General features: G+C 49.2%; 26 protein-coding genes and 2 tRNA genes. 15 read left to right on the forward strand and 13 right to left on the reverse strand.

Going from position 1 to position 24,593, the window contains the following annotated elements; genetic code table 11:
* The first annotated feature begins 8 nt into the window (after positions 1-8).
* Complete coding sequence (locus SPICO_RS04275; RefSeq protein ID WP_013739449.1) at positions 9-740, forward strand: hypothetical protein; 732 nt, start codon at positions 9-11, stop codon at positions 738-740.
* Between the two features lie 261 nt (positions 741-1,001).
* On the opposite strand, the gene SPICO_RS04280 is transcribed toward SPICO_RS04275, so the two are convergent.
* The gene (locus SPICO_RS04280; protein ID WP_041395057.1) at positions 1,002-1,433 is read right to left on the reverse strand and encodes a hypothetical protein; all 432 of its coding nucleotides are present in this window, start codon (positions 1,431-1,433) and stop codon (positions 1,002-1,004) included.
* A 48-nt stretch (positions 1,434-1,481) separates the two neighbouring features.
* On the opposite strand from SPICO_RS04280, the gene SPICO_RS04285 reads away from it, so the two are divergent.
* The 8 genes from SPICO_RS04285 to SPICO_RS10370 are packed head-to-tail and all read left to right on the forward strand — an operon-like array spanning position 1,482 to position 7,253.
* Positions 1,482-1,766, forward strand: a complete 285-nt coding sequence (locus SPICO_RS04285) for a helix-turn-helix transcriptional regulator (protein ID WP_013739452.1) — start codon at positions 1,482-1,484, stop codon at positions 1,764-1,766.
* Positions 1,766-3,868 carry a transposase domain-containing protein gene (locus SPICO_RS04290; RefSeq protein ID WP_013739453.1) on the forward strand — a complete coding sequence of 701 codons (2,103 nt, stop codon included), beginning with the start codon at positions 1,766-1,768 and terminating at the stop codon, positions 3,866-3,868. The genes SPICO_RS04285 and SPICO_RS04290 overlap by 1 nt, the downstream gene beginning before the upstream one ends.
* Positions 3,865-4,788, forward strand: coding sequence for an AAA family ATPase (locus SPICO_RS09725; protein WP_013739454.1), 924 nt, complete (start codon positions 3,865-3,867; stop codon positions 4,786-4,788). The genes SPICO_RS04290 and SPICO_RS09725 overlap by 4 nt, the downstream gene beginning before the upstream one ends.
* Complete coding sequence (locus tag SPICO_RS04300) at positions 4,763-5,224, forward strand: hypothetical protein (protein ID WP_013739455.1); 462 nt, start codon at positions 4,763-4,765, stop codon at positions 5,222-5,224. The genes SPICO_RS09725 and SPICO_RS04300 overlap by 26 nt, the downstream gene beginning before the upstream one ends.
* A complete protein-coding gene (locus SPICO_RS04305) occupies positions 5,221-5,709 on the forward strand; it encodes a phage protein GemA/Gp16 family protein (protein WP_013739456.1) in 489 nt (162 codons plus the stop codon). The genes SPICO_RS04300 and SPICO_RS04305 overlap by 4 nt, the downstream gene beginning before the upstream one ends.
* Entirely contained in the window at positions 5,706-6,323 is a 618-nt protein-coding gene (locus tag SPICO_RS04310; RefSeq protein ID WP_013739457.1) for a DUF3164 family protein, read from the forward strand. The genes SPICO_RS04305 and SPICO_RS04310 overlap by 4 nt, the downstream gene beginning before the upstream one ends.
* A gap of 13 nt (positions 6,324-6,336) precedes the next feature.
* On the forward strand, positions 6,337-6,936 hold the full coding sequence (locus tag SPICO_RS04315; RefSeq protein WP_013739458.1) for a helix-turn-helix domain-containing protein: 600 nt from the start codon (positions 6,337-6,339) through the stop codon (positions 6,934-6,936).
* A 59-nt stretch (positions 6,937-6,995) separates the two neighbouring features.
* Positions 6,996-7,253 carry a hypothetical protein gene (locus SPICO_RS10370; protein ID WP_013739459.1) on the forward strand — a complete coding sequence of 86 codons (258 nt, stop codon included), beginning with the start codon at positions 6,996-6,998 and terminating at the stop codon, positions 7,251-7,253.
* A gap of 867 nt (positions 7,254-8,120) precedes the next feature.
* Here SPICO_RS10370 and SPICO_RS04330 read toward each other — a convergent pair.
* From SPICO_RS04330 to SPICO_RS04345, 4 genes are all read right to left on the reverse strand, one after another.
* The gene (locus SPICO_RS04330; protein ID WP_169310050.1) at positions 8,121-8,510 is read right to left on the reverse strand and encodes a tyrosine-type recombinase/integrase; all 390 of its coding nucleotides are present in this window, start codon (positions 8,508-8,510) and stop codon (positions 8,121-8,123) included.
* A gap of 223 nt (positions 8,511-8,733) precedes the next feature.
* Positions 8,734-8,817: transfer RNA gene (locus SPICO_RS04335), tRNA-Leu, on the reverse strand.
* A 153-nt stretch (positions 8,818-8,970) separates the two neighbouring features.
* A complete protein-coding gene (locus tag SPICO_RS04340; RefSeq protein ID WP_013739462.1) occupies positions 8,971-9,426 on the reverse strand; it encodes a VOC family protein in 456 nt (151 codons plus the stop codon).
* 112 nt (positions 9,427-9,538) lie between these two features.
* Positions 9,539-9,611 (reverse strand) — tRNA-Pro (locus tag SPICO_RS04345).
* Between the two features lie 95 nt (positions 9,612-9,706).
* Between SPICO_RS04345 and SPICO_RS04350 the strand changes: the two genes are divergently transcribed.
* Positions 9,707-10,381 (forward strand): endonuclease III domain-containing protein, encoded by a 675-nt coding sequence (locus SPICO_RS04350; protein ID WP_013739463.1) that lies wholly within the window; start codon positions 9,707-9,709, stop codon positions 10,379-10,381.
* A gap of 24 nt (positions 10,382-10,405) precedes the next feature.
* Here the strand turns inward: SPICO_RS04350 and SPICO_RS04355 are convergent, their stop codons facing one another.
* The 3 genes from SPICO_RS04355 to SPICO_RS04365 all read right to left on the reverse strand — a co-directional run bounded on the left by SPICO_RS04355 (position 10,406) and on the right by SPICO_RS04365 (position 13,850).
* Positions 10,406-10,819: a hypothetical protein gene (locus SPICO_RS04355; RefSeq protein ID WP_013739464.1), complete on the reverse strand. Its 414-nt coding sequence runs from the start codon at positions 10,817-10,819 to the stop codon at positions 10,406-10,408.
* A 97-nt stretch (positions 10,820-10,916) separates the two neighbouring features.
* On the reverse strand, positions 10,917-11,483 hold the full coding sequence (gene nrdG / locus SPICO_RS04360) for an anaerobic ribonucleoside-triphosphate reductase activating protein (protein WP_013739465.1): 567 nt from the start codon (positions 11,481-11,483) through the stop codon (positions 10,917-10,919).
* A gap of 9 nt (positions 11,484-11,492) precedes the next feature.
* Positions 11,493-13,850: an anaerobic ribonucleoside triphosphate reductase gene (locus SPICO_RS04365; protein WP_013739466.1), complete on the reverse strand. Its 2,358-nt coding sequence runs from the start codon at positions 13,848-13,850 to the stop codon at positions 11,493-11,495.
* A gap of 559 nt (positions 13,851-14,409) precedes the next feature.
* Between SPICO_RS04365 and SPICO_RS04370 the strand changes: the two genes are divergently transcribed.
* The 4 genes from SPICO_RS04370 to SPICO_RS04385 all read left to right on the forward strand — a co-directional run bounded on the left by SPICO_RS04370 (position 14,410) and on the right by SPICO_RS04385 (position 18,494).
* On the forward strand, positions 14,410-15,558 hold the full coding sequence (locus tag SPICO_RS04370; RefSeq protein WP_013739467.1) for an ABC transporter ATP-binding protein: 1,149 nt from the start codon (positions 14,410-14,412) through the stop codon (positions 15,556-15,558).
* Positions 15,555-16,493 (forward strand): ABC transporter permease, encoded by a 939-nt coding sequence (locus SPICO_RS04375; protein WP_013739468.1) that lies wholly within the window; start codon positions 15,555-15,557, stop codon positions 16,491-16,493. Before SPICO_RS04370 ends, SPICO_RS04375 begins: the two co-directional genes overlap by 4 nt.
* Positions 16,490-17,311 carry an ABC transporter permease gene (locus SPICO_RS04380; RefSeq protein WP_013739469.1) on the forward strand — a complete coding sequence of 274 codons (822 nt, stop codon included), beginning with the start codon at positions 16,490-16,492 and terminating at the stop codon, positions 17,309-17,311. Before SPICO_RS04375 ends, SPICO_RS04380 begins: the two co-directional genes overlap by 4 nt.
* An 85-nt stretch (positions 17,312-17,396) precedes the next feature.
* A complete protein-coding gene (locus SPICO_RS04385; protein WP_013739470.1) occupies positions 17,397-18,494 on the forward strand; it encodes an extracellular solute-binding protein in 1,098 nt (365 codons plus the stop codon).
* Between the two features lie 138 nt (positions 18,495-18,632).
* On the opposite strand, the gene SPICO_RS04390 is transcribed toward SPICO_RS04385, so the two are convergent.
* The gene (locus tag SPICO_RS04390; protein ID WP_013739471.1) at positions 18,633-19,196 is read right to left on the reverse strand and encodes a GNAT family N-acetyltransferase; all 564 of its coding nucleotides are present in this window, start codon (positions 19,194-19,196) and stop codon (positions 18,633-18,635) included.
* Between the two features lie 180 nt (positions 19,197-19,376).
* Here SPICO_RS04390 and SPICO_RS09730 point away from each other — a divergent pair, with 180 nt between their 5' ends.
* Entirely contained in the window at positions 19,377-20,639 is a 1,263-nt protein-coding gene (locus SPICO_RS09730; RefSeq protein ID WP_013739472.1) for an FKBP-type peptidyl-prolyl cis-trans isomerase, read from the forward strand.
* A gap of 88 nt (positions 20,640-20,727) precedes the next feature.
* On the opposite strand, the gene SPICO_RS04400 is transcribed toward SPICO_RS09730, so the two are convergent.
* From SPICO_RS04400 to SPICO_RS04415, 4 genes are all read right to left on the reverse strand, one after another.
* Positions 20,728-21,180, reverse strand: coding sequence for a NanQ anomerase/TabA/YiaL family protein (locus SPICO_RS04400; RefSeq protein WP_013739473.1), 453 nt, complete (start codon positions 21,178-21,180; stop codon positions 20,728-20,730).
* A gap of 81 nt (positions 21,181-21,261) precedes the next feature.
* Positions 21,262-21,918 (reverse strand): cytidylate kinase-like family protein, encoded by a 657-nt coding sequence (locus tag SPICO_RS04405; protein WP_013739474.1) that lies wholly within the window; start codon positions 21,916-21,918, stop codon positions 21,262-21,264.
* A gap of 157 nt (positions 21,919-22,075) precedes the next feature.
* The gene (locus SPICO_RS04410) at positions 22,076-23,305 is read right to left on the reverse strand and encodes an NAD(P)-dependent oxidoreductase (RefSeq protein WP_013739475.1); all 1,230 of its coding nucleotides are present in this window, start codon (positions 23,303-23,305) and stop codon (positions 22,076-22,078) included.
* Between the two features lie 227 nt (positions 23,306-23,532).
* Positions 23,533-24,336, reverse strand: coding sequence for a DNA-3-methyladenine glycosylase family protein (locus tag SPICO_RS04415; protein WP_013739476.1), 804 nt, complete (start codon positions 24,334-24,336; stop codon positions 23,533-23,535).
* Positions 24,337-24,593: the final 257 nt, after the last annotated feature.

Consider the following 24,593-nt stretch of genomic DNA (forward strand, 5'->3'; position numbering starts at 1 on the left):
GAGAGAACATGGCAAAGGGGAAAGAATTAGCGACAACAGTCAAGGCATGGGATTATGCCACTGCGGTCACTACAGGAAAAAACCTTGTAACCCTATACAACAGGGTGACTCTGGATCTAGTCAGGGAAATCTATGCAGCACGCGAAGCTTTGGCAAAATCCGGTACCCGTACAGACCTAACCTCACGACAAGATGTCGCGAGGTTAAGTCCATGGGAGCAATATTGCGAAGATATCGGTCTGTCCTTACGTACCGCCCAACGTTGGCTTAAATTCTATCTTCCAGAAGAAAATCGACTTCTTACATCAGAAGAACTCAAGGCCATCCAAATAGAAGAATTCGAAGCCCTGATCAAACAATTAAAACCTACGTTCCCCGAATGGCGGCCAGACGGCTGGACTGCCGCATGCGAGCAATATTATCGGGAGAAGATGAAAGGCCAGAAACTTCTGGACATTTCAAAGCGTAAACGCTTCGAGCAGCTCGATCTGTTCGATGCCGCATACTACGAGACTTTGACATCACGCATCACATTTGCATCGGCTGATGATGTCGTCCACTTTGCTGAAATCCAGAAAAAGATAGAACCGGTCGCCTATCCAGGCATTCCAGTAAACAAACAAGCTCACGCTTTTTTGGTCGTTGAGAAAATGCTTCAGGACTTCCCTGAAGGAGAAAGAAAACATGTCGCCAAGGCTTTGGCAGACATGACACGGCTGTATGCCGAGGAGGCAATTTAAATGAACAGAAAAAAAAGACAGGCTATTGACAGCTTTATCAACTCGTTACGCCCAGAAGACCCAGAAAGGGAAACTAAATTCAACAGTTTTCTGATAAGCATGGCCAAAAATGAAGATCGGCGCATTCGCGCGAGAAACTTAAAAGCAATTAGCAGAAGACGTAGCTTTTTATATAAAGAGTGTTTTGTTTTAAGAACCTATATCGACCTATGGATATCTTGCAGACATAAGCCTCATCGAAAATACAAAGAATATAGGAAATCAATACTCGCCCGTTTCACCTTCCATCCGCAGACCAAAGACGAGGCGTAAAGATGAAAAATACTCAAGCTGTAAAAGAACCGATGCACTTATTGCACCACATAAAAGTTCATCATCACCCAAAAAATGAGAATTCCTTGGATTTGAAAAACAGGCTTGCATCAGGCCGCAAGCAAGCTCCAGCCGATATCTCAATGCCTGTTGCTCCTCAACGGACAATCCTTTCACCTCAGTGGTGTGAGGAAGATTATTCAGCGCACGTACAATCAGGGCATCCAAGGTCTTCTTATGCTTTTCAAGCAATGCGGTATCTTGTTTCGCATCATCCTTTACATTCCGCCAATCAAAATCTGGCATCCATTGATAGTCCCATTCTTCTGAAGGTGGAAACAAAACAGCAATCAGACGCTCTAAACATTCAACAGCATTCATATCGTGATATTACAACGGAATCCATGCCGATATAAGGAGAAGCCTCCCATGAAAAGAACTAAATCATATATCCATACCTACACAGTCCTCATACTGGGAGAAAAGGGATTGAGTCAGACTGAACTGGCTCGCCGTATCGGATGCACGCCTCCCGCGCTCAACCAAATTCTCCTAAGGAAAACCGTTGCAAGGGATTTGCAGGAAAAAATTGCCAGAGCCTTGAACTTCACCTCTTGGGAGGAACTGGAGAACAAAGCTGAATGGTTCTCCGAGCTGTTCTCTTCCATGTACAACCGCCCCACCTCAGCAAAAACGTGGGAGGCGGTATCATAATGTGGACCGATGCAAAGACAATCGCCCATGCAGTGGGACTGACCGTCCGTACTGTACAACTCAGGGCAAAGAAAGAATTCCAGATAAGGAAGAAAGACGGGAAGTCCATAGAAATCTATGTACCATCCCTGCCTCCCGACTGGCAGACCAAACTTGCCAAGGCCGGAGCCATCGTGCCGGTATCACAGATGCTGTCCTCCCTCACCCCATCGGCTCAGGTCATCGTCCAGTCAAAACTGTCTCTTGGCAAGCTGACCGATACACAACGCAAAAGGCTTGCCATAGCGACACAGTTCAAGCAGAAGCCCACAGGCATGAAGAAAGCTGAATGGGTGCGCTCCCTCGCCTCCCTGCATGACGTGTCAGAGACTTCTGTCTATCGGATTGCAAAAGAAGCGGAGACCGGAATCCTGCTGGATAAATCGCAAGGACTCAACCGCACATCCGCATTCGATCCTGAAGCCTCCGCCTACATCAAAGGCTACTGGCTCCAGGCAATCCGTGAAGTCGGGGAATGCAGTAAGCAGACCGCATGGAAAGCCCTTCAATTGAAAGCCGTCCAGGAGGGGTGGAAAATAGGCAGCCGCTCTTCTGCATTCAATCTCCTGGGAAAAGTAGACCATCTGCTGGTAGCGTATGCCCGTGGTGGCAACCGAGCCCTGGACAACTACTTCTACATCACAAGGGATGCGGATGCACTCCTGCCTTTCCAGATAGTGATTGGGGATCAGCACATTTTCGACTGGTGGGTTGCTGACTATGAAGCCGGAGAAATCCGGAGACCGCAGTGCTATCTCTGGCTCGATATGTGTACAAAACTGATCTATGGCATAGCCTTCGACAAGACCTATTCCAGTGATACCGTCAAGGAATCCCTCAGGCTCGGCCTCTATCGCTTTGGAGCTTTTGACTGTACCTATAACGACAACGGTTCCTCAGAATGCTCCAAGGCAATCAACAGCATCATTGACGACCTGCTCCAGCTTCAGATGAATGCAGCCGATATGAGCGACCTCTACAAGACTCCTGAAGGCATCTTTGTTGTGACCAATGAAGATGGTGATGTCCTGGATACTGCCCGCTCCCCTGAAGAGTGGAGACGCAAGCACCGGCGCATCTTTGCCAATGTCAGGAATGCCAAAGCAAAGGACATTGAGAGGTTCTTCAGGACACTTGAGAAACGCCTGGAAGGACGGATGCTCCCCGGTCGTGTCGCAACACCTGGCGCAACGGCAGCAGTCGATGAAGCTGAACGCGCCCGGCTGGAGAAACAGAAGAACCATCACGAACTGCTCACGCAAGAAGAGTTCATGCTGGTGGTCGTTGAAGAGCTGCAAGCATATGAAAACAACATCCATGCCACCTTGGGCATGGCTCCCTTGCAGAAGCTGGAACAGAAGTTCAGGGCTGGATGGCAGCCGCGATTCTTTGAGCATGAAGTAGTCGACCTGATTCTCTTCGAGCGTGTCAGAAGGAAAGTCGAGCGTGGCCGTGTCCTGGTCGATGGCGTTCAGTTCATCGGAGAAGACCTGCGGACAGAGAATGGTTTACTGGCGGATGTGGGGTTGTGGCGTCATGACGGTAAGACTGTTGAGATCCGTTACAACAAGCACAACCTTGATTATGCCTATGCCGTTATAGACAACTCTGTACGTCCACTCAAAGCTGTCCAGGCTGTTGAGATGCTGGATGACGAGAAGATGGTCCAGGCAATTTCACAAAAGAGACAGCAGATGGCAGCGGTCCGCGAAGCGTTTAAACGTCTGACAGCGCCCATTGGGGGAGTTGTCCTGAAAAGCCCCATGGGCCCGGCTTTGAAACGTGCTCAGGTCATCCAGAATGAACTGCCGGACCTCAGCAACGAGGAGTTCAAGAAACAGGTTGAGGAACAGGAACGGATGGCACGGGCAGTCGTTGCCTTCCCAGTCCTCCATGCCTCCCGCCATGAGAGATATCAATGGTGTCTGGATCAGATAGCCCTTGGGAACAAGCTTTCCCAACAAGATTGTGATTTTCTTCAGAGTTATGAGGCTTCTGAAGAATACAAGAAGAATGAGACGTATTGGATTACGTACAAGAAATTAGCAGGAGGTGCGAAATGACATTAGCCGAAGCTTTGGAAATCAGTGGGATGACGTTACAGCAAGTGGGGGAACTGCTTGATCCTCCGTTAGGGAAAGCTGCCATCAGCAGGATAAAAAGTCATGAATACCCGAACTGGGACATCCTGGAGCCTCAGATTGTAAACAAGATGGGGAAAATAGGGGTTCTAGGAGATTTCACCGGGGAGGAAAAACAGACCGGAATTCTTCGTGTTGACCCAACAGCTTTCATTCATACGCAGAATGTGCTGGCTACGGATGCCTTGGTTCAGGACTTGCTGGATCCTGCGACTACGCTGAATGCAAGCATCGGGATGATTACCGGTGCTGCCGGATACGGGAAGACATCTACCGTACAGCACATAGGTGCTACCGTGGATCAAGCACATTATGTCCTCTACATGGAGGGGTATACACTTACGGCTCTTTGCAAGCAGATTGCCAGTACACTCATGGGCTTTTGCCAGCGCACCTTTGAAAAGAACCTGGCTTTGATCAAAGAAGCAACCAGCATATACAGGAAAGTCATCATCCTGGATGAAGTGGATCGTATGCCGATTCGCTACATCGAAGCCTTGCGCAACATCAATGAGTACTGTGGAGTTCCGTTGCTACTTGTCGGAGAAGAGTCTCTTACCGCAAAAATGGAAAGCCTCCCCCGATTGAAGAGCCGTGTCAGAAAACCCCAGATATCCTTCAAACCTCTCAATACCGCAGATGTAGCCATGTTCTATCTTGAGGCCGTTGGCTTGGATATCAGGGATTCTCTTCAGGTCTGCAAGATACTGCTGAGCCGGGCGAACAGGGACTTTCGTGTCCTGGTCAATGATGCGCAGCATCTGGTCAAGGCAATGAATGCAAGCGGATACGAAACACTGACAGAGGAGGTCCTGGATGCTTATAGGACAAAAAGAACGTGAGGTACTTTTTGGCACTTCCGTCCTTGCCCGGCAGATACAGAAGTTCATTGAAGCAAAGAGAGAAACCGGACTTGATGCCCTTCTGAAGGTATTCCCTGACATTCGGCGTGAAATTCTTGTCGAAACTCTTCGGCAGCTTCGCATCAGGGGAGTCATATCCCATTCTGAAGGCGTATACATCGCGACATACAAATACAAGGTTGAAGGTGCTAAGGCTGACCAAACGTGGTCGGCTGCCAAAATCCTTGGGACATTTGATCCTTCAGACCTTGCCCGTATAGCGTCAGTCGAAAGGATTCATGCTGCTACGCTGTGTCGGACATGGCTCAGAGAAGGTCATCTGGTTTGCATTGGACGCAAAGGGAAAGTCCCTCTCTACAGGTTCTGTAGCAAGTTTTCCAATCGACCAATCATCCATCAGGAAAGGAAAAAATGAATAACAGGCATGCGTTACTCGCAAAAATCCACATGGCCAAGTCCAGGGTTCTCACCTGCCCTGTCTGCGGTCGGCTGTTCTTCGAAGAGACATGTCCGGATCATCCTGCTCGCCAAGGTGTGGAGCTCAGTGACTTTGCATACAGGGGAATCCTGAAAGCCTTGGGAGGAACTGACACCTGCGCATTCATGGATGACAAGAGACTTGTCAAGGTCGCTGACTTCTTCGACCGCGTCGGTTTCAGCAAGGCATATCCCAGGGTATCGCCTGAGGGGGAAACCCGGAGAGCAAAATACGGAACTATCAGGCATATCAGAATCCGGGCTCCGGTAGTCCTGGGCGCTGCATGGGAATCCCGGCTGTTAGGTTTCATGCAGAAGAACTTTGATAAAATTTCACTGGAGTGGCTCGACCCAAATGAGCTGAGAAAGGTAATCGGATGGATCAACCGAACAGCTAAATACGAGAAGGAGAAACTGAAATGAAAACACAGGTAAGTGACGGCAAGACATATGCGGTGAACGCAAAGAATGAACTGGTACCCATCGAAGCGATCAAGGAGATTGATCAGCTCAGGGATCAGGTGATTGAGAAGATCGAGGACCGGCTGATTGAACTCCAGCAAAAGATGGAAAACGCCAAGGCAGAAGCTATGGCAGACATCAATGAGTTTGTCCGGATCGCTGGGGAGCAGCATGGCGTAAACATCGGTGGAGCGAAGGGAAATCTATCCCTGACCTCCTTCGATGGATCCACGCAGATCCTGCTGGCCATGAGTGACAGCCTTGACTTCACAGAAGGTATTCATGTAGCCAAGCAGCTTATCGATGAGTACCTGACTGACATCACCAAGGATGCCGCGGCGGATCTTAGAATTCTGGTGAGCAAGGCTTTCAGAGTCAAACAGGGAAAGCTCGATGTCAAAAGAATCTTGGAACTTCGGAGTTACAACATAGAAGATCCCCGTTGGAAGAAAGCAATGGACATCATCAGTGACTCGACAAAAGTCATCAGCAGCAAGCAGTGTTTCAGGCTGCGTAAACGCAAGGATTCTGACAGTTCATATGCATTAGTAAACCTCGACTTCTCGACAATCTGATACAGGAGAAAAAATGCTGTTGCAACAAGAACTTTTTCCACCACTCCCCCCCAGCCTTTCACTTAAAGCTCTGCTGCAACAGCGTGCCCGAGAAGGGCACATTTTCTATAAGCCGAAGGATGTCGCCCGGCTTCTGAAAGTCTCTGGATTCCAAGTATATTATGCTATTACACGTTATAGGCTCGATGCGGTGATGGTCTGTGGAGAGTATAGAATTCCATGGTTTTCAATCGTCGAGTTTTTAGAAAATCAACCGCAGATTAAACGGCAGTTTTGGGCATTCCAACACTATGTAAACAGTCACGTATCAGAAAAAGACATCTATATATCGGAGAATTCGGATATCTACGAAGACGCGCCTCAGGACTACTACGGACTCAAAGACTTACATATCCCTACTGATCTCCGGATAGAAGAACTAGCAAACATCCTGGAAGTGTCAACAACGCTACTTATCAAGGATGGTCACTTCGGCCATACGGTTCCCTGGCCGGACGCCTTTGATTACCTGGTAGAACGGGAGGTCTGCAATCTCCCTGTATTCGAACGGGATTTGCCAATGTCGACAGGAGAAATCGAAAAGATTGATGAAGAGCAGCTCATGCTGTTCTGAGGAGCAAAAAAATGGAAGGCGATAACTGAAATCTGATATTATTTACTCAGGCTGTTGGTATGTCCGGTTCGATTCCGGCACAGTCTGAAACCCAAATAATGATGCTGGTTGAAATCAATCAGCTGGACAGTGGAAAGTCCGATAAGCTGCTGAAAGGGAGTGACTGCTGGGCCACCGGGGAGAACAGGTGGCATCGTTTCATCAACCATAATGTAGAAGTAGATCAGAATCAGGCAGCCGTCTTCTACAATGGTTTACTGGTCACCGGACGCGGTGGCCAGTTTTTCATTATTAAACCCTGTTTAAACACACGATAAAACAGTTTTAAACACGCTATAACACGGAAAAATTGTCATTTTCAGTTGGATTTCACTGTCAAAATGCTGGATTTTCTGTCAAAAATTTTTGGATTGTACAATTGTGCCGTGTCCTGGCGTGTAATGAAACACAAAAAATCACCCTTTCCACCATGATGGATTCATGGGGAATCAGGGCTCCTGAGAGCTGCATGAGTAAAGCGCTTGCGTAATATATGATTTTACACGTAGGCAACGTGTAAGATGAATATTCTTTTATTCTTTTATAATATGTCAATCTTACATATTTTATTGCTTTCTATTCTTTTTGGGTGTAATGTAATTTTTAACATCCTTAGCTTAGCCTTTTAGTAACTCATCCTCATTCACACGGAGCAAACTTGTTGAAAAAAATTCAGTAAGCATATTAGAACAGAGAAGTTCATCAGTGAAGGATATGGGCTTTCAATTATTGCGAAAAAAACATTCTACGATTTGATCTCAGAAGAATAAGAGAAAGATTAACTCATTTTATAATCTACTTGTAAGTTTTTTAATACCAATAGGAGGAGAAACATATGGGCTTTGTGTTTGCAATTATCCTAGGGATAATTTGTGGGTTAATTACCCGATCAATGAATATAAAAAAAGGATATAATGGTGGTTTTGGGTGGGGCTTCTTCCTGAGCTTCATCGGAATCATTGTGGTAGCGGTTCGACCATTCAATCAGAACCATCAGCGGGATACCAGCTCCTCTTAGCATTTTGAGACATAGAATTCTTATCTCATTTTCGAAGACCACAACAATAAATTTTGTGGTCTTTGGAGTGGTTCATAGGATCACGAGATCCAATCCGATATATCTCGGCTTATGAAGGCGGAGATATTCAGGATGAAGAAAAATACAGGGTTCGCCCCCCTATCTCCCCCTGCACCTTCATGACAGTCTCCATGTCGCTTGGCTGGAGGTGCAGGTAGTGTTCTGTCATCTTTTCCGATTCATGGCCGACGACGGCTCTGGTGACCGCCCTCTGTACTCCAGATGCAATGAGCCTGGTGTTGAAGAAATGACGCCAGCTGTGGAATGACAGACCGCGCTCCTGGCGCTCCTCTTCGGTAATCCCTATTTCTCTCATCTTACGGTACAGACTTCTCATCCCAGGAGTATTTGACCACCAGATGATCAGGATGAACACACTCAACCTTGAAAGCCCGTATCTCACCGGCTCGCATTCCTGTACAGGCGCATAGATATGACGCAGAATAGGAAAGTTCATTGCCCCACTTCTCAGAATCGTCCAGAAGCTTGTCGCGCACATAAGGACATTTCCCCCATATCCAGAAAGGTTCAGCAAGTTCCTTGAGGCCATGTTCCTCTTTAAAGCCAAGAGAATTAATTCCCCCTTCCTTGCCAGCTGGGAGACAGAATGGTGATTAACAGGGATTTTTGGCATAAAAAAATCCTTGCTAACTTGTGGTATAGCAAGGATTTATAAAGAGTGCGGACGACTGGACTTGAACCAGCACAGCCTTTCGGCCACCAGCACCTCAAGCTGGCGTGTCTACCAATTCCACCACGACCGCGAAATCGTTAGCGTTGCAGGAGTGTTTGAAAGCCTCCCAATGCAACGTTGCTACCATACACTATAGACACTCCGTTAGTCAATGATTCGTTTCCAAAATGTAGCGTTTGCAACCTGTCATTCAGGAGAGTATGGCACAGACAACACGTTTCTCTCATGCCAATGAACTACCGATTCTCGATGTTCGGGAATAATTGACGACCTCAAGCTCTATGCCATCACAGTCCGTAAAGAAAAAGGCATAATAATCGTCACAATATTCAGGGTAAAAGCACGGTTTATTAATGATGCGGACATTAGGAATCGACTGGACAGCAGAGAATATTGAATCGACGTCAACCTTCTCTCTTGTTCCGAAAGCAACATGATGAACTGCCCCCGGACGACGTCGAGAAACACAGTCATCCAGATATTCAGCGCGCGGACTCACAATACCAAAAGAAAACGAAGCGGAATTATACTCGATTAGTTCATAGGCATGTTCAGGAACCTGGGCATATTCCTTGTCCCTAAGATCAAACCCCACTAAAGGAAGAAATTTGTTATAGAATGATTCGGAAATTCCGATATCCCTGACGGTGATATGGATATGATCGATAAAAGATACCATGATACTTATCCCCCTTGTACTTCTATCTAGATTTTATAATATTTCGGGCGGGAAGAAAGTAACAAGTATCTTTTTCTGAAAAGAAAACCATGCAGGATGTCATCATGCAAAGTCGGGGCGAGAGGACTCGAACCTCCGATATCCTGCTCCCAAAGCAGGTGCCATGGCCGCTAGGCAACGCCCCGAAATTCAGGGACATCAGTAAAACCGATGTCCTAAACCTGTTCGAGTATATAGACCGCCACTTGTGAGGTCAAGAGGATATTGGTATGCTTTTCCCATGAACGAGGACCTTGCACAGAAAAAAGACAGAGCAAAGGAAATAGCCCGCCTGCTGGATGCATCAAGTCCGCAGAAAATACTCTTTTTGGATCCATCCTCTCCCTTCCGTTTCCTCATTCAGGTCATCCTGTCGGCACAGACGACGGACGCCCAAGTACTGAAGATAGCTCCCGTGCTTTTCGAAACATATCCCGACGTGCGTTCCCTGGCAGGCGCAGACATCAATAAAGTAAAAGAGATCATCCGCTCGACTGGACATTTCAATACCAAGGCACGTCACATCATCGACTGCGCCACCATCCTTCAGAAAACCTACGGAGGCTGGATACCCTCTACCATGGAGGAACTGACTGCCCTTCCCGGCGTCGGACGCAAGACGGCAAGCTGTGTTCTGGGTGAGGTCTATGGTCAACCCGTCATCATCGTTGACACACACTTCGGGAGAGTCTCCCAGCGGCTGGAACTCGTCACCAGCGCGAGGCCAGAAATCATAGAACAACAGATGAAGGAGCTTCTGCCCCCAGACATGCAGTACCGGTTCTCTATGACCTTGAATCTTTTTGGCCGAAACTGTTGCACGGCAAGGAAGCCCCAATGCCACAACTGTCCGTTGTACGCTCTCTGCCCATGGCCGGAGAAACTTCCTCCACTCTACGACTCACCACACGACTGAGCCACGCAAGCTCATCTGATGTTCTCAGATACTGGTGCCTGGATTCTGCCCATCATGCTCGACTTCTCCGTCAAGCGGTGTCATTCTGTCGGTGACAGGAACATCCTGCGGCTTTTTGCATCCATGGAAACGACGCATCTTATCACGCATTTCCATTTTGCGCTGCTCTACGGAAGCGTACAGGCTCATGAACAGAAAAAGAATACCTCCGACAATTGAGCCCGTGCCGATGACCGCCAGAGGCAGTGCATTCTGCATCCGCTGAGCATACATCATGGAACTGCCAACGGAAAACTGTATGCTAAAGGGAGCGTTACACCTCTCGTAGACATAAGGCTTTGATACCATGGCCGTTTGGCTGAACATGACGGCTGTAACGCCAAACACACCGAACAGGATGCCAAGGACAAGGCACACGATTGAAATGGTTTTTATCATCTGTGTTTCTCCTTACATCTTATAATATTACACAGGAACCGTCATTTTGTGATGATACATAATGTGGAGAATCGCACACATTTAAATTACATTTAGTTCAAGTCCAGCGGGCGGAACTTTCAAGAACCGCTTCACCCGCGAGCAAGGATTCCGGGACATTGAGTATACGCTGATTCGTACTACCCCGCCATGCAGCAGAAAGGGATCTTAGCTCACGGACGAACCGACCGTCAATCAGGACATCGACATGCTCAAGAAGCCGGCGGACATCGGGCTCATTTTTCATCCTTTCTTGAAGTTCTTCAAAAGTCCATCCGGTATAGCACGCCACCTCGTAGCCTCCTGCCTTGCAGAGCGTGGCAAGGTCAGCAAAACCAGACGGCTGGAACAGAGGATCTCCACCAGAGAACGTGACGCCAGTGAACAGAGGGTTGCGGTGAATGCGCTCGTAAATATCGGTGACAGTCATTTCACGTCCCACGCCTGATGTCCATGTTTCGGGATTATGGCAACCGGGACAGGCATGGGGACACCCTTGGGCAAAGACCGTTACCCGTAGCCCCGGCCCATCAACGATGCTGTCATCGACAAAACCCGCGAGCTCAATGGTTCCTTTGCCCAAAGTGGTCAGTTCCACGAAGCCAAGTTCTCTTTTAGCGGCCATGCAACATCCTCAGAAGGTATAACGCTTCTCCGAAGAAGACGAAAGGGAATGCTTCACACGATCATGTTCCTCGGCACGCTTGCCATTATTGAAACGTTCCAGCGTCCCGACCAGATACCCGGTGATGCGTCTGATGCGTTCGAAGTTCGGCTGTCCGTCTCCTTCTTGACGTCCGCACTGCGGGCAGGTGTCGCCGATAATCCCGTTATACCCACAGGCAGGATCCCTGTCCACAGGATGGTTGATTGACCCATATCCGATGCCGGCATCATGCATCGCCTGGATGATTTTCTCGAAAGCCTCTACGTTCCGTACAGTGTCTCCGTCCAGTTCCACATAGGAAATATGACCTCCGTTGGTCAACGCATGGAAGGGAGCTTCTTTCTTGATTTTCTCAAACGCGGAAATCTCATGCCACACGGGGATGTGGAAACTGTTTGTATAGTAGTCCCTGTCGGTGACGCCGGGGATGAAACCATACTTCCTGCGATCAATCTTCACGAAACGTCCGGAAAGACCTTCCGCGGGAGTGGCAATCAAGCTGTAGTTCATCTTGGTTGCCTGGGCAAGCGCATCCACATAATCACGCATGAACTTGATGATGGCCAGACCCTTCTGTTCCATTTCGTCGCTTTCCCCGTGATGGTGCCCGTAGAGACTCATCAAAGTCTCGGCAAGACCGATGAAACCGACGGAAAGAGTGCCGTGCTTGAGTACTTCGCGCAGCTCGTCATCGTAGCCTACTTTCTCGGAATCCAGCCATACTCCTTGTCCCATAAGGAACGGGAAATTACGGATGTGCTTGCGCGCCTGAATCTCAAAACGAGCGTTCAGTTGGCGGATTACCAAGTCCATCATGTCCTTGAGCTTGCCGAAAAAGACCTTCTCATCGCCATGGCTCTCTATGGCAAGCCTGGGCAGGTTGATCGATGTGAAACTCAGGTTTCCCCGACCATTGGCAATCTCTTGGGACGGATCGTGAACATTGCTCATCACACGGGTACGACAACCCATGTAGGAAACTTCGGTTTCCGGCCGACCCGGCTTGTAGTACTGGATGTTGAACGGAGCATCGATAAAGCTGAAATTCGGGAACAGTCTCTTTGCGCTTACTTTGCATGCCAGCTTGAAAAGGTCATAGTTCGGATCCTGCGGGAAATAGTTCACCCCTTCCTTGACACGGAATATCTGGATGGGAAATATAGGCGTTTCGCCATGGCCAAGACCGGCATCGGTAGCATGAAGCATACCCCGCATCACCATCCTGCCTTCCGGAGAAATGTCAGTGCCATAGTTAATCGAACTGAAAGGCGTCTGGGCTCCTGCGCGGCTGTGCATGGTGTTGAGGTTATGAATCAACGCTTCCATGGCCTGGAAGGTCGAACGCTCGGTTTCTTCCTGGCTGTGAGAAAGGGAAAATTCCTGAGCCTTGGCAATGACATCTGACTGGACTCCCAGAGAAGCGAGGAGTTTCCGTTCCTCGGCCAGGAATGCTTCATCGGAGGCGAGTTTCGGATACAGTCCAGTGCGTGCCTCCAAGTCATTGTAGAGCTTCTTCATGTCAGCTCCGCTCACCTTCAGGGAAGGTTGGAGAATCTCCAGTACCTTGAGGATGTTAGTCCGGTACACGCGGCGGTACGTCTTGGCGACACCCGGAGCAAGCCCGTAGTCAAAATTGACAATGCTCTGTCCGCCGTGCTGGTCGTTCTGATTGCTCTGGATGGCTATGCAGGCCAAGGCTCCATAGCTTTGGATATCATTGGGTTCGCGGAGGAAACCGTGACCGGTGGAAAAACCATCTTTGAACAAGGTCAGCAGGTCAATCTGGCAACATGTGGTGGTCAGTCCGTAGAAATCAAAATCATGAATATGTATCCAACCGTCCTGATATGCTTGGCGTATATCATCTTCGAGAAGATACTTGTTGTAGTAATCCTTGGAAGATTCGGAGCCGTATTTGAGCATGGTGCCCATAGCGGTATCTCCGTCAATGTTGGCGTTCTCCCGTTTGGTGTCACTATCCATGGCATCCTCATGGGTCAGCTCATCCATCATCTTCATGAGATCGCTGTTCATTTCGCGGCGTCGGGTTCTTTCAGCACGGTACAAGATATAGCGTTTGGCAACGTCCTCATACCCACTGTGCATCAGCTGCGTCTCTACGGCATCCTGTATGCCCTCGATGGGCAGGGATTCGCTGCCAAATTTCTTTTCAAGATAGGCGCTTGTAGTATTGGCCACCGCCGCCGCAGCTTTTACGGCATCGGGAGTCCCGGCAGCCTCCATAGCTTTCAATATCGCACGTGCTATCTTTGCTTCATCATACAGGACGACCCGTCCGTCTCTCTTGACAATAGTCTGAATCATGTTGCCTCCCGCCCGGAACCCCTGTGGTGATACAACACGCCCTTGCTCCATCAGGAAAAGGGAATCGTGGACGCAGGTACACGTCCGGGCATATCTTTATCTTGAAAACCAAACATAATGCCCATCGTCATGATATAAGAGTTATATAGAACTCATGTAAAACAACGGGACACAATATGTAGTGGCCTTTGTTCATTGGGTACGCTACTAACAGTAACCTAGACAAACAGGCATGTCAAGTAGGAATATGCCATCATGATGATTTATTCATGGATTGTCCGAAAAGTACCGTGAAAAAATCGGAATGAAAACACGGAAAATCATAAGAAGGATGGACATATCTTTCCCAAAGGATTGCCCGTGTGGTGGCGGAAACCCAAGCGGTTCTTACGAGAAGACAGTCTTCCTCCACAGCCGAAAGGATGAAAAAGTGTTCCTTTCCACATCTTCACATCTTCATCACGTAACGATTGCTTGACATCGCTGGTGAAATACCGCATATTCCCATTTGTTGGTGAGAGGCGATGACCCTGTTTTCTGCGGGGCCGGGAACTCTGCCGTGGGAGGAAAGGGAAAACGATTGAACGGTGTAGAAGTAACGGCACGGGGTGTCACCCGCAAATTCGGTGATTTTTTGGCGCTCGATGATGTGAGCGTGGATATCAAGAAAGGTGAGTTCTTCTCACTTCTCGGACCCTCCGGCTGCGGCAAGACAACACTCTTGCGTATTATTGCCGGTTTTGATTCACCCGATGTCGGTTTCGTATCATTTGATGGAGCAGATATCCTGCCCCTTCCCCCGGAAAAGAGACAGGCTAATACGATTTTTCAGACCTATGCGCTCTTTCCCCACCTCAACGTATATGAGAACGTGGCTTTCCCCCTGCGTATACGCAGAAGGCCAAAGGATGAGATAGACCGGAGGGTGCGTGATTACATCCATCTGGTTCAGCTGGATGAGCATATTACCAAGAAACCTTCCATGTTGAGTGGCGGGCAAAAGCAGCGTGTCGCCATAGCACGTGCCCTGATTAACGAACCGAAGGTTCTTCTCCTTGATGAGCCGCTTTCCGCCTTGGACGCAAAGCTCCGGCAGAATCTCCTCATTGAACTTGATGAAATCCATGACAAAGTGGGCATCACCTTCATCTATGTCACCCACGACCAGAGTGAGGCTCTGTCTGTCTCAGACCGCATAGCGGTGATGAACCATGGCAAGGTTCTACAAATCGGAACTCCATACGAGATTTACGAAGCTCCTGCCACTGAATTCGTCGCACGGTTCATTGGAGAAACCAATATCTTCCCTTGTACCGTCCTCTCCTGTAATCCGACATCTGACGGAGAATTCATGCTCAACCTTGATGTCCCCGCCTTGGGCGGAACAATCAGGGTCACGGATGTCGATCCCCAGGAAATCGGCAAACGGCTGGACTTCACAATCCGTCCTGAAAAAATCCGCATCACCACTGATGTACCGGAAAAACCAGGCAAGGACATCAATCAGTTCCTCGGCATCGTCGATGAACCTGTGTACGCTGGCTTCCAGTCCAAGTTCTTTGTAAAGCTGACCAACGGTGCCATGATTAAGGTTTACAAGCAACATGTGAACTACATGGATGATGGACCTGAGATTGAATGGAAGGACAGTGTCTACGTATCGTGGAGCGCGGCGGACGGTTATCTTGTCAAGGTGGTGGACGCATGAGCGGGCAGAGCCGCCGCGAAGCGCGGAGGGGTCTGGCATATTCCGCTCCCATGGGACTCTGGTTTACTATTTTCTTCGTACTTCCCCTGACGATCATCTTAATCTACAGTTTCCTCAAGAGAGGGCTCTATGGTGGTGTCACCGGAGAATTTTCCCTGGTGGCCTATCAGCAGATGTTCAATCCGAGTTTCGGCAGAATCGTGCTTCGTACCATCTGGATATCCATTGTGTCCACCTTCGGATGTTTTGTCTTTGCTCTGCCAGCAGGGTACGCCATGGCACGGAGCAAGCACCAGACATTGCTTCTTTTTCTCATCATCATCCCCTTCTGGACGAACTCCCTGATTAGGATTTACGCATGGATTTCCATACTCTCCCGTGAAGGTTTCCTCAACCAGATGCTGATGAAGCTGGGAATCATCAACGAAGGTCTCCAGATGATTTATACCCAAGGCTCGGTCATCCTGGTCTTGATATACATGTTCGTTCCCTTTGCCGTACTGCCTCTTTTCACGACCATCGACAAGTTTGATTTTTCATTGCTCGATGCCGCCCGTGACCTGGGGGCGACGAAACTCCAGGCGTTGGTGAAGGTGCTCTTTCCGCAAATCCGGGGAGGCATGGTCACCGCGCTGATCTTCACTTTCATTCCGATTTTCGGTTCCTATACTGTTCCTCTCCTTGTCGGCGGCAAGGACTCCACCATGATTGGAAACATCATCGTAGACCAAGTCAACAAGACGCGCAATTGGCCTCTCGCCGCCGCATTCAGCGTCGTACTCACCTTCCTCTCCATGATTGGCGTCCTCTGGATGTTGAGCAGCAACAGGCATAGTGAAAAGCTGAACGCTGCTTCAAAACTCCAAGACACTACCCAACAGGGAGTCGAAAAAAGAGTCCACCTACATCATCAGGACGATGGAGGTAAAGCATGAACCTATCCAGCTCCCATCGCGTCCACAGGATTAATGAAAGACGCTGGTTTTCTACATCGAACATCATCCTTGGCTTGACCATCACTTTCCTGTTCCTCCCTCTTTTCGTGGTCGTTCTTTATTCTTTCAACGATTCCAAGGGGATGGCATGGACGCAGCCTTCCTTGCGTTGGTATCGGGATCTGTTCTTCTCCAGCCCCGCATTATGGAAAGCATTCTACAACAGCGCTGTCGTAGCGTTGACAAGCGGGCTGACAGCTACCATCCTGGGCGCGTTGGCCGCCATCGGCATAAAATGGAACCGGTTCAGAGGAAAGGCATACATAGCCACGATCAGCTACCTGCCCATGGTACTGCCGGAGGTCATCATAGGTATTTCCATGCTGATCTTCTTCTCGTGGATCAGGATGCCCCTTGGCATGTTCACCATCTATGTCGCCCATACGACGTTCAACCTGCCCTTCGTGTTCCTGCTTGTCGGAGCGAGGTTGGATGAATTCGACTATTCCACCATTGAAGCCGCACGTGACCTTGGAGCATCAGAGACCCAAACTCTCTGGAAGGTCGTGGTTCCCTCGATTATGCCGGGCATCCTGTCCGGATTTCTAATGAGCGTGACCATGAGCCTTGAGGACTTCGTCATCACGTTCTTTGTTTCCGGTCCTGGCTCCGGTACACTGCCGCTGTATGTTTATTCCATGATTCGTTATGGGGTGTCACCGGTCATCAATGCGCTTTCATTTGTCATGATAGTGGGAACTATGCTTCTTGCCTGGGTCTTCAGGCGGTTCCTCAAGACTATAGCAGCGAATAGCTGAAGGATGTCGTCTGGACGACCTTATCCAGAACCTTCCTCCGGGGGCTAGCCATCGGAGGCGATCATCATGTGCGGGAGGAATGCCTATGAGCATGCATCACGACACGCGACGATCGACGTATTCCGTCAAAGTCGCCTGTGCGGTCCTATTGGCCGCAGCGTTCCTGGCAGGTCTGACAGCCTGTTCCAGGAATTCGTCACCCAAGTCAAACGGTGAAGCACTGTACTTGTACAACTGGACCTATTATACGCCAGACAGTATATTGCTGGCCTTTACCGAGGAGACGGGCATACAGGTCATCGTGGATAATTTCTCATCAAATGAAGAAATGTTCGCCAAACTGAGGGCCGGAGGCGGCCGAGTGGGATACGATATCGTTTTCCCGTCGGCGGACTACACTTCCATCATGATAAAACTGGATATGCTTGAAAAGCTGGATCACGAGAAGTTGCCTAACGTGAAGCATGCCACGAAGCTGGTTCATGAGAAAGCCACCTATGACCCGGACTTCCTCTATTCCGTTCCCTATTTCATGGGTGCGGCAGGAGTTGCAGTCAACACCACTTTGGTTCCATCCGGATATGAACGGAACTGGGACATTTTCGCAGACAAACGCTTCGCCAGACGCATGACCATGCTTGATGACATGCGCGAGGTGATGGGGGATGCCCTGATTCATCTGGGATATTCCAATAATACGACCGACCTGCTCCAGCTTGCCGAAGCGCAAAGTTACATCATAGAAAATTGGAAGCCAAACCTTGTGAAGTTTGATGCTGAGAGTTTCGGGAAATCATTTGGAAGCGGTGAATTCTGGGCAGTTCATTCTTATCCGGAAAACGTCTATGAGGAGTTTCCTGAAAGCCGGTGGCATGAAATTGATTTCTTCCTGCCTCCAGAAGGCGGTTCCATGTACATTGACAACATGGTCATCCTGAAGGATGCACCGCACAAGGACGCTGCTCATGCTTTCATTGATTTTATCTATCGTCCCGAAATCTATGCGCAATTCCTGGATGAGTTCCACCTGCCGCCTACAGTACATTCCAGTGCGGTGGAGTATATGGAGACTACTCCCTTGTATTCAGCGGATGATTTAGCGAACTACAGTATCATAGAAGACTTGGGAGAATCACTGGATCTTTACAACGATCTCTGGCATGACATCCGTTATATGGATTGAAACTGTCCGAAAACTGCTTCCAAGCAAGTCGTTTTAGGGGGAGCAATGGCATCCCCTTTTTTCATAGTCTCCTTTTTCATAATCTTCATTATCTTGCATCTCATACGTTTGAAGCCGTAGCGTCCACCAACCTGGGCATCATGTCGTCCCGCCATCAATTTCCAAGCCCATATGGATGCCATGGACGAACTGTCCGTCAAGGAGAAACATGCGTGACCGGCGACCTTCATTGACAAAACCGTACCGTTTATACAGGTTGATTGCCCGTTCATTGTCTTCACGAACCAAAAGATTAACCTTGCGGATACCGGTTCCAGCACTGCCAATCCATGTAAGGAAGGCAACAATCAACGCAGAACCAACTCCCTGTCCCCAATGCTCTTGAAGCACGGAAATTGCCATTTCTCCGGCATGGGCGATACGTTCACGCTTTCCAGCGATGAAAGTGAGGCTGCCGATGATCTTGTCATCTTCCAACGCCAGTAACTGGAGGCTGTTCGGCGATAACATCATTTCCTCAAGGTGATGAGCTTCAAGCTCTACTTCCATGGCAACGCCTTCGACACCGAAAGTAAGGTTGTCACTTTCTCCGCCAACAGTTTTGAGATAGGAAAGAAAATCCTTTGCGTCATCTGGCCGGGCTTCCCGGATGATTCGGTCGGTCGTTTCCAAAGAAGGTGTCTTTTTCACTTTTTTAATCATGCGCCCCCTCCCCTCCATATCTTCCGACGACATGTACATACCATAAATCACCTTCTCATAAAAATCAAATTTGAAGATGCATCATTGAAACGCATCATCACAAAAATCACACTTGACGCATGTCCTGACACTTCATACCATTGGTTCAAGTGCAAAATCTTCACCCAAAGGATATCAGAAATGAACAAATTCATCCGCAGGATAGTGACCATCAGCCTCATCCTCGCCATTGCCCTTCCCATGATCTTCGCCGCTGGAGCACGGGAAAGCGCACCCGGAAGCCAGGGGGGACGTATTGTCTCCATCGAAAGACAATCAGACTCATCCCATGTGTTTTCCATCAAGGACATCTATGGCAACACGACAGCATGGACAGTTCCAACTGATGTCCAGAGTCAGCTTCCACCAGCTGTCTACGTTGTCGGCGACTATGTAGAACTGGTTCCGGCTTCGGTACCAAACCAAGATTACCCCGTGGTCAGCTTCCTGCGTTGGGTCACTCCCCTTGCCCTTGAGGAAGGCGTTTCCATTTCCTTGGGGCAGATGGTGGAAATTCCGGAAGACCTTGTAGATCGTTTCAGCTACGCTTATGGTTATCTCATGATGCTCAATCTACAGGGGCAGGGAATCTTCTTTGACGCTGGGCTTTTTGCAAAGGGCTCGCTTGATGCGGCAGAGGGAATAGCTCAAAACTCGGAAGAACTGTTCGCTGCCCTGAATCAGTACCAGACTGAATATCTGGAAGCCGGACGTATTCCTAACGTAGAAAGCAAGTCATTCACGTCCTTAGACGAAGTACGCGTCCTGACAGTCGCTGATGATACGCACAGTCGTTTCAGCTATGCCTATGGTTATCTTGTGTTCCAGACCATGCTGGCACAGGGAATCCCTGTGGACGGAGATTATTTTGCAGCCGGAGGCATTGCTACCCAAGATGACTATGGTTCTCTGCTGTCTTTCGAAGAACTGGATGGCGCTCTGATGGAAATGCAGGAAAAACTGACAGCGGAAGCGGACGCCTATGCCGCGGAGCTTGGACAGAAGAATAAACGTGAGGCGGAATCCTTCCTGGCAGCCAATGCGACGACCCCCTCTGTCATCACCACGGACAGCGGACTCCAGTACAAAGCCCTCCGGACAGGCACGGGAACAATTCCTTCTGCTGAAGATACGGTTTTGGTAGACTACCGTCTTGTAAATCTTGCCGGCAATGAGCTGGACAGCAGCTACAGCCGCGGTATTCCTGCCGAATTCTCTTTACCAAACTTAATTCCCGGATTCACTGAAGGCGTCAGTTTGATGCCGGTCGGTTCTCACTATATTTTCTGGATTCCTTCTGAACTGGGTTATGGTGAGTACGGAGCCGGAAATTACATCGAGCCTAACATGCTCCTGATCTTCGAGGTCGAGTTGCTTGATATCGTTGCCTCCGAAACTACGTAAGCAGGAACAAACCGTGACGCATTGAACGTGAACATCCATGGAAGCCGTAAGGCAGGATTCCATGGGTGTTCTCATATATGACGCCGATTCAATCCTTGAGCTTGAAGACGAGTTTCTTGACGGTTGAGATTTCTCCAGAAGCAACCTTTGCTTTGTGCGGCTCCCCAGGAAAGAATATAACGAAACGTCCGGGAATGGCGTTGACCACGACTGTCGGCTCTCCCCCATCGAGAAACGAAACATCATTATCCGCATCATAGGAACCTGCCGTAGAAACAAGCTCACGCCACGTCATGGCAAGAAGTTCGGAACCAGCAAGGACAATCTGCACATCAGTGTCCCTCCGGTGGATTTCAAACTGCCCAGGCTTCGTGTCCGTCTCATATGACGTGATGACATAGCACACGTCAGAATCATCCGTAGTGTAAGTTCCTTCCGCCTGCTCATAAATTTGACCGCGGTCAAGGATTTCTATGACCTTCTGTAGCTTAGGCAGGAGAGGTAGATACATTTCCAGCTTGTCAAGATTATCGAATACCACAGAATTCCTCCATCGCCTCTACGAAGCGTCCGTTAAGTTCGTTAAGAGAGGCCATGGAAGAAGAATAAAGGAAATCATGTCCTAGGTCGAGACCATGCGTTTCTTCCCTTCGGTTTTCCGGAACATTTCATCATAGGCAATAATCAGGTCTACGCTTCCCTCCAGCCCAAGTACTCCGGAATCAAGGGTAAGGTCGTAGGTCTCGCTTTGATCCCATTTGCGATCGCTGTAATAATTGTAGAAGTTTGCTCGCTGCTTGTCTTTCTTTATGCAGACGCTTTCTGCCTTTTTCTCATCCTCACCATAGTTTTCAATCGCCCGCTTTATCCTTTCGGGCATCCGGGCATGGATGAAGATATTCAGGACATTGGGCAAATCCCGCAATACATAGTCGGCACATCGCCCGACAATGACGCAAGATCCTTTTTCCGCCAAAGCATGAATAGTCTTGGACTGGATGAGAAAAAGCTGGTCGTTCAGAGGCATTTCAGACCTGCCGGCGATAGCTCCGCCGCCCAAAGGATATGTTCCCATGACCATGGAATAGAAAAGGCTGCTCGTCGCCTTCTCATCTGCGTTTTCGAACAAAGTTTCGCTCAGACCGCTTTCCTTGGCTGCCAGAGCAATCAGTTCCCTGTCATAAAAGGGGATTTCAAGTTTTTCCGCCAACCGGCGCCCTACTGAACGTCCACCGCTGCCAAATTGTCTACCGATAGTGAATACTGTTGTTGTCTTCATAAAATCCTCCTTCCTGTGCCTATTATACCATGCTTGCTGTTACTTGGAAAAAAAATCGGCGTATACAGGCAGGCTGGAGTGAAGGAGCTTTGGCCGCTGACATGGAAAAGCATGGTGGATGGAAGATGTAATTCTTTGAGGAATCTTGAAAAATCTCTCAGTTCCATGATTTCGTATCGGAGATTTTTTCCTTTCGTGTCAACCCGGCGTACCGACGACTGTAGAGCTGGTGACTGAATGCCTTGCGTGCTGAGTCTTCTATTGCACAGCGCAAAGCGGTTCGCTCATCATCATCCATATCCATACCATCAAGGACACCTCTGAGTCTCCATAGAGTATCAGCCGCGCCGTCACGAGCCATCATCCGGACATCTGGTTCATGAGCATGGAAGCGCCACCAGGCAAAGAATCTTTCCCATGCGGGTTCCAAGATAGCATGTGCCTGCCTTTCCAGTTCCCTGCGCCGTGGCTGGTCAACATCAAGTTCACGCAAGCTGACAAGCTTCACCCTCTCATCCTCCCTGACGCGGGGATCGATGTCCACTGGCATGGCCAAATCAATCAAAAGCACAGGACCGCCAAGATAGGAGGCAAGGTCTGTCTTGCGCAGGGTATGATGTAATCCTGATGTAGCACTGATGATGATTCGTTTTCCACTCACGTGTTCAAGACGGCTTTCATAAGGGACTGCCGTACAGCCTTCAGGAACCAGTGCCGAAGCTTTCTCCATGTCACGGATAGTCATGGTGACACGGCACCCCCGCCCCAGCAGGGAACGAGCGGTCAGACGCGCCATCTCTCCACTGCCTATGACCAGCACAGGTTCACCAGACAAAGACACAGGCGCAAGATACTTTTCCACCATCCTTTGTACCGCGGAAGCTACCGTTTCATCCGCCGCGGCAAGACGCAAGGAAGAATGAACTTCCTTGGCAGCCGTCACCGCTTGGCGGAACAATTGTTCAAGTACTCCGTCAGCAGCTCCCGTTGCGCGTGCTATATCTATTGAATGGATAATCTGGGGAATGATGGTCGTCTCGCCGTACAGGGCTGAGCGCATGCCGCTTGCCAGCTCAAAAAGGTATGGCACTACCTCATCCCCTCTTTTGTGGTAGAACAGATCCTGATAACGGGACGGAGATATTCCGGCAGCCCTGCACATGTGGGGAAAGGGATCTCCGTTTCCTCCATGCACCCAGACTTCGGTACGATTGCAGGTGGACAGCACCACGACACCTTGCGCGGCAAGACGCGAACGAACAGTGACGGCCATCCTGCGTGATTTGGGGTCATCGAGGAAGAACATATCGCGCATTTCATTGTCCGCGCTGTCATGGTCTATGCCGCAGAGCATCACGGGAAAAGCATCATCAGGCCGGGATGTCATACCAATCTCCTTTGTGTACCGGAAATTCACCAGACAAGCATATACGCGGCACTACGTCTTTCCTGCCGGAACTTGCCCCAAGATGCATCGAATATACAAGCTATTCTACGCATAATTCATGCAATTTGTGCGTAAAATAGTCAATCGTTTCCTTTGTAGGCGGGAAAATACGGAAGAACACTGTTTTCCTGACTAGATTACGTTATATCCTTGTTACGGGTTCATCTTCATGTGCGCGCCTGAGTACGCATCATATGGAAAATATACTGCTGGGCAATGCCTGCATGAGGACCAAACCACCCCGGATCTCTGCCGGGAAACAATTCAACCATTGCCCTTTTCATCCAGACATCCAAAGGAAAAGCCTCAAGATGCCCACACCCATAGAGAAGCACGCACTCAGCGACCTTGGGTCCGACACCCCGGACTTCCTGAAGAACAGAACGCGCCTCGGAAATAGGCAACGACGGGACAATCTGGAGGTCGAGCCTTCCATCAAGGACTCTCCTGACCGCGTCTACAAGGTATGGAGCGCGGAAGCCAGCCCCTATGTCCCTGAATTCCTGTTCGGACACTTCCGCCAAGGCTTGTGGAAGTGGGAAAGCATACTCAATGTCCGTCCCGTCATGGATACGGCGTCCCCATGCCTTGCATAGTCTTCCGATGATGCCGGAAATCCGGGGGATGTTGTTGTTCTGGCTGATGATGAAGGAAAGCAAAGTCTCGAAGGCATCTTGTCTCAGTATCCTGATGCCCGGAGAGTTTTCCACAGCGTGGGCAAGATGCCTGTCACGGGAGGCAATGTCGCGTAAAATGGAATCATAATCCATGTCCAAGGCAAAATAGGAACGGAGAAATGAATCGGCATGCAAAATGGAAGAAGGATTGCCGACCATGCGTTGTTCAAGATAATATGCATTGCCTCCTGCCACGCCGCACCAGCGGCCTGCTTCATCCTGATGCCAACGAAAACACTGTCCGCAGGAAAATGTTCCTGACAGGGAAAGATAAGATGAAACCGTATTTTCCATGGTTCCACCATACCAGAACCGACTTGACTTGACCAGAACCACCCTGTCGGGAATCTGGTAGCAACCTAATGGCGGCTCTCCTCCTGTTGTTCTTTTTGGGATAAATATGCTGCACCCTGTTGCAAAAAGAGAATGAAAACGCTATACAAGTCACATCTTTGCATGAGAGGGAATCACGTGCTTGTCCTATATCCCCAGCACAACATGTTTTCATCTGCTGGCTACGGCTCAGCCCGTCAGTCCACATGTAAGCCTTT

The organism is Parasphaerochaeta coccoides DSM 17374, from assembly GCF_000208385.1.
In the GTDB taxonomy this organism is placed as follows: Bacteria; Spirochaetota; Spirochaetia; order Sphaerochaetales; family Sphaerochaetaceae; genus Parasphaerochaeta; species Parasphaerochaeta coccoides.

Excerpts from the sequence above, each read along its gene's own strand:
- SPICO_RS04280 (WP_041395057.1), bottom strand. The coding sequence starts at position 1,433 with ATGAATGCTGTTGAATGTTTAGAGCGTCTGATTGCTGTTTTGTTTCCA.
- SPICO_RS04415 (WP_013739476.1), bottom strand. The coding sequence starts at position 24,336 with ATGGAAAATACGGTTTCATCTTATCTTTCCCTGTCAGGAACATTTTCC.
- nrdG (WP_013739465.1), bottom strand. The coding sequence starts at position 11,483 with ATGGCCGCTAAAAGAGAACTTGGCTTCGTGGAACTGACCACTTTGGGC.
- SPICO_RS04385 (WP_013739470.1), top strand. The coding sequence starts at position 17,397 with ATGAGCATGCATCACGACACGCGACGATCGACGTATTCCGTCAAAGTC.
- SPICO_RS04355 (WP_013739464.1), bottom strand. The coding sequence starts at position 10,819 with ATGATAAAAACCATTTCAATCGTGTGCCTTGTCCTTGGCATCCTGTTC.
- SPICO_RS04275 (WP_013739449.1), top strand. The coding sequence starts at position 9 with ATGGCAAAGGGGAAAGAATTAGCGACAACAGTCAAGGCATGGGATTAT.
- SPICO_RS04380 (WP_013739469.1), top strand. The coding sequence starts at position 16,490 with ATGAACCTATCCAGCTCCCATCGCGTCCACAGGATTAATGAAAGACGC.
- SPICO_RS04315 (WP_013739458.1), top strand. The coding sequence starts at position 6,337 with ATGCTGTTGCAACAAGAACTTTTTCCACCACTCCCCCCCAGCCTTTCA.
- SPICO_RS04390 (WP_013739471.1), bottom strand. The coding sequence starts at position 19,196 with ATGATTAAAAAAGTGAAAAAGACACCTTCTTTGGAAACGACCGACCGA.
- SPICO_RS04300 (WP_013739455.1), top strand. The coding sequence starts at position 4,763 with ATGCTTATAGGACAAAAAGAACGTGAGGTACTTTTTGGCACTTCCGTC.
- SPICO_RS04365 (WP_013739466.1), bottom strand. The coding sequence starts at position 13,850 with ATGATTCAGACTATTGTCAAGAGAGACGGACGGGTCGTCCTGTATGAT.
- SPICO_RS04330 (WP_169310050.1), bottom strand. The coding sequence starts at position 8,510 with ATGAACTTTCCTATTCTGCGTCATATCTATGCGCCTGTACAGGAATGC.
- SPICO_RS04405 (WP_013739474.1), bottom strand. The coding sequence starts at position 21,918 with ATGAAGACAACAACAGTATTCACTATCGGTAGACAATTTGGCAGCGGT.
- SPICO_RS04350 (WP_013739463.1), top strand. The coding sequence starts at position 9,707 with ATGAACGAGGACCTTGCACAGAAAAAAGACAGAGCAAAGGAAATAGCC.
- SPICO_RS04285 (WP_013739452.1), top strand. The coding sequence starts at position 1,482 with ATGAAAAGAACTAAATCATATATCCATACCTACACAGTCCTCATACTG.
- SPICO_RS09730 (WP_013739472.1), top strand. The coding sequence starts at position 19,377 with ATGAACAAATTCATCCGCAGGATAGTGACCATCAGCCTCATCCTCGCC.
- SPICO_RS04375 (WP_013739468.1), top strand. The coding sequence starts at position 15,555 with ATGAGCGGGCAGAGCCGCCGCGAAGCGCGGAGGGGTCTGGCATATTCC.
- SPICO_RS04305 (WP_013739456.1), top strand. The coding sequence starts at position 5,221 with ATGAATAACAGGCATGCGTTACTCGCAAAAATCCACATGGCCAAGTCC.
- SPICO_RS09725 (WP_013739454.1), top strand. The coding sequence starts at position 3,865 with ATGACATTAGCCGAAGCTTTGGAAATCAGTGGGATGACGTTACAGCAA.
- SPICO_RS04290 (WP_013739453.1), top strand. The coding sequence starts at position 1,766 with ATGTGGACCGATGCAAAGACAATCGCCCATGCAGTGGGACTGACCGTC.
- SPICO_RS10370 (WP_013739459.1), top strand. The coding sequence starts at position 6,996 with ATGTCCGGTTCGATTCCGGCACAGTCTGAAACCCAAATAATGATGCTG.
- SPICO_RS04310 (WP_013739457.1), top strand. The coding sequence starts at position 5,706 with ATGAAAACACAGGTAAGTGACGGCAAGACATATGCGGTGAACGCAAAG.
- SPICO_RS04340 (WP_013739462.1), bottom strand. The coding sequence starts at position 9,426 with ATGGTATCTTTTATCGATCATATCCATATCACCGTCAGGGATATCGGA.
- SPICO_RS04410 (WP_013739475.1), bottom strand. The coding sequence starts at position 23,305 with ATGACATCCCGGCCTGATGATGCTTTTCCCGTGATGCTCTGCGGCATA.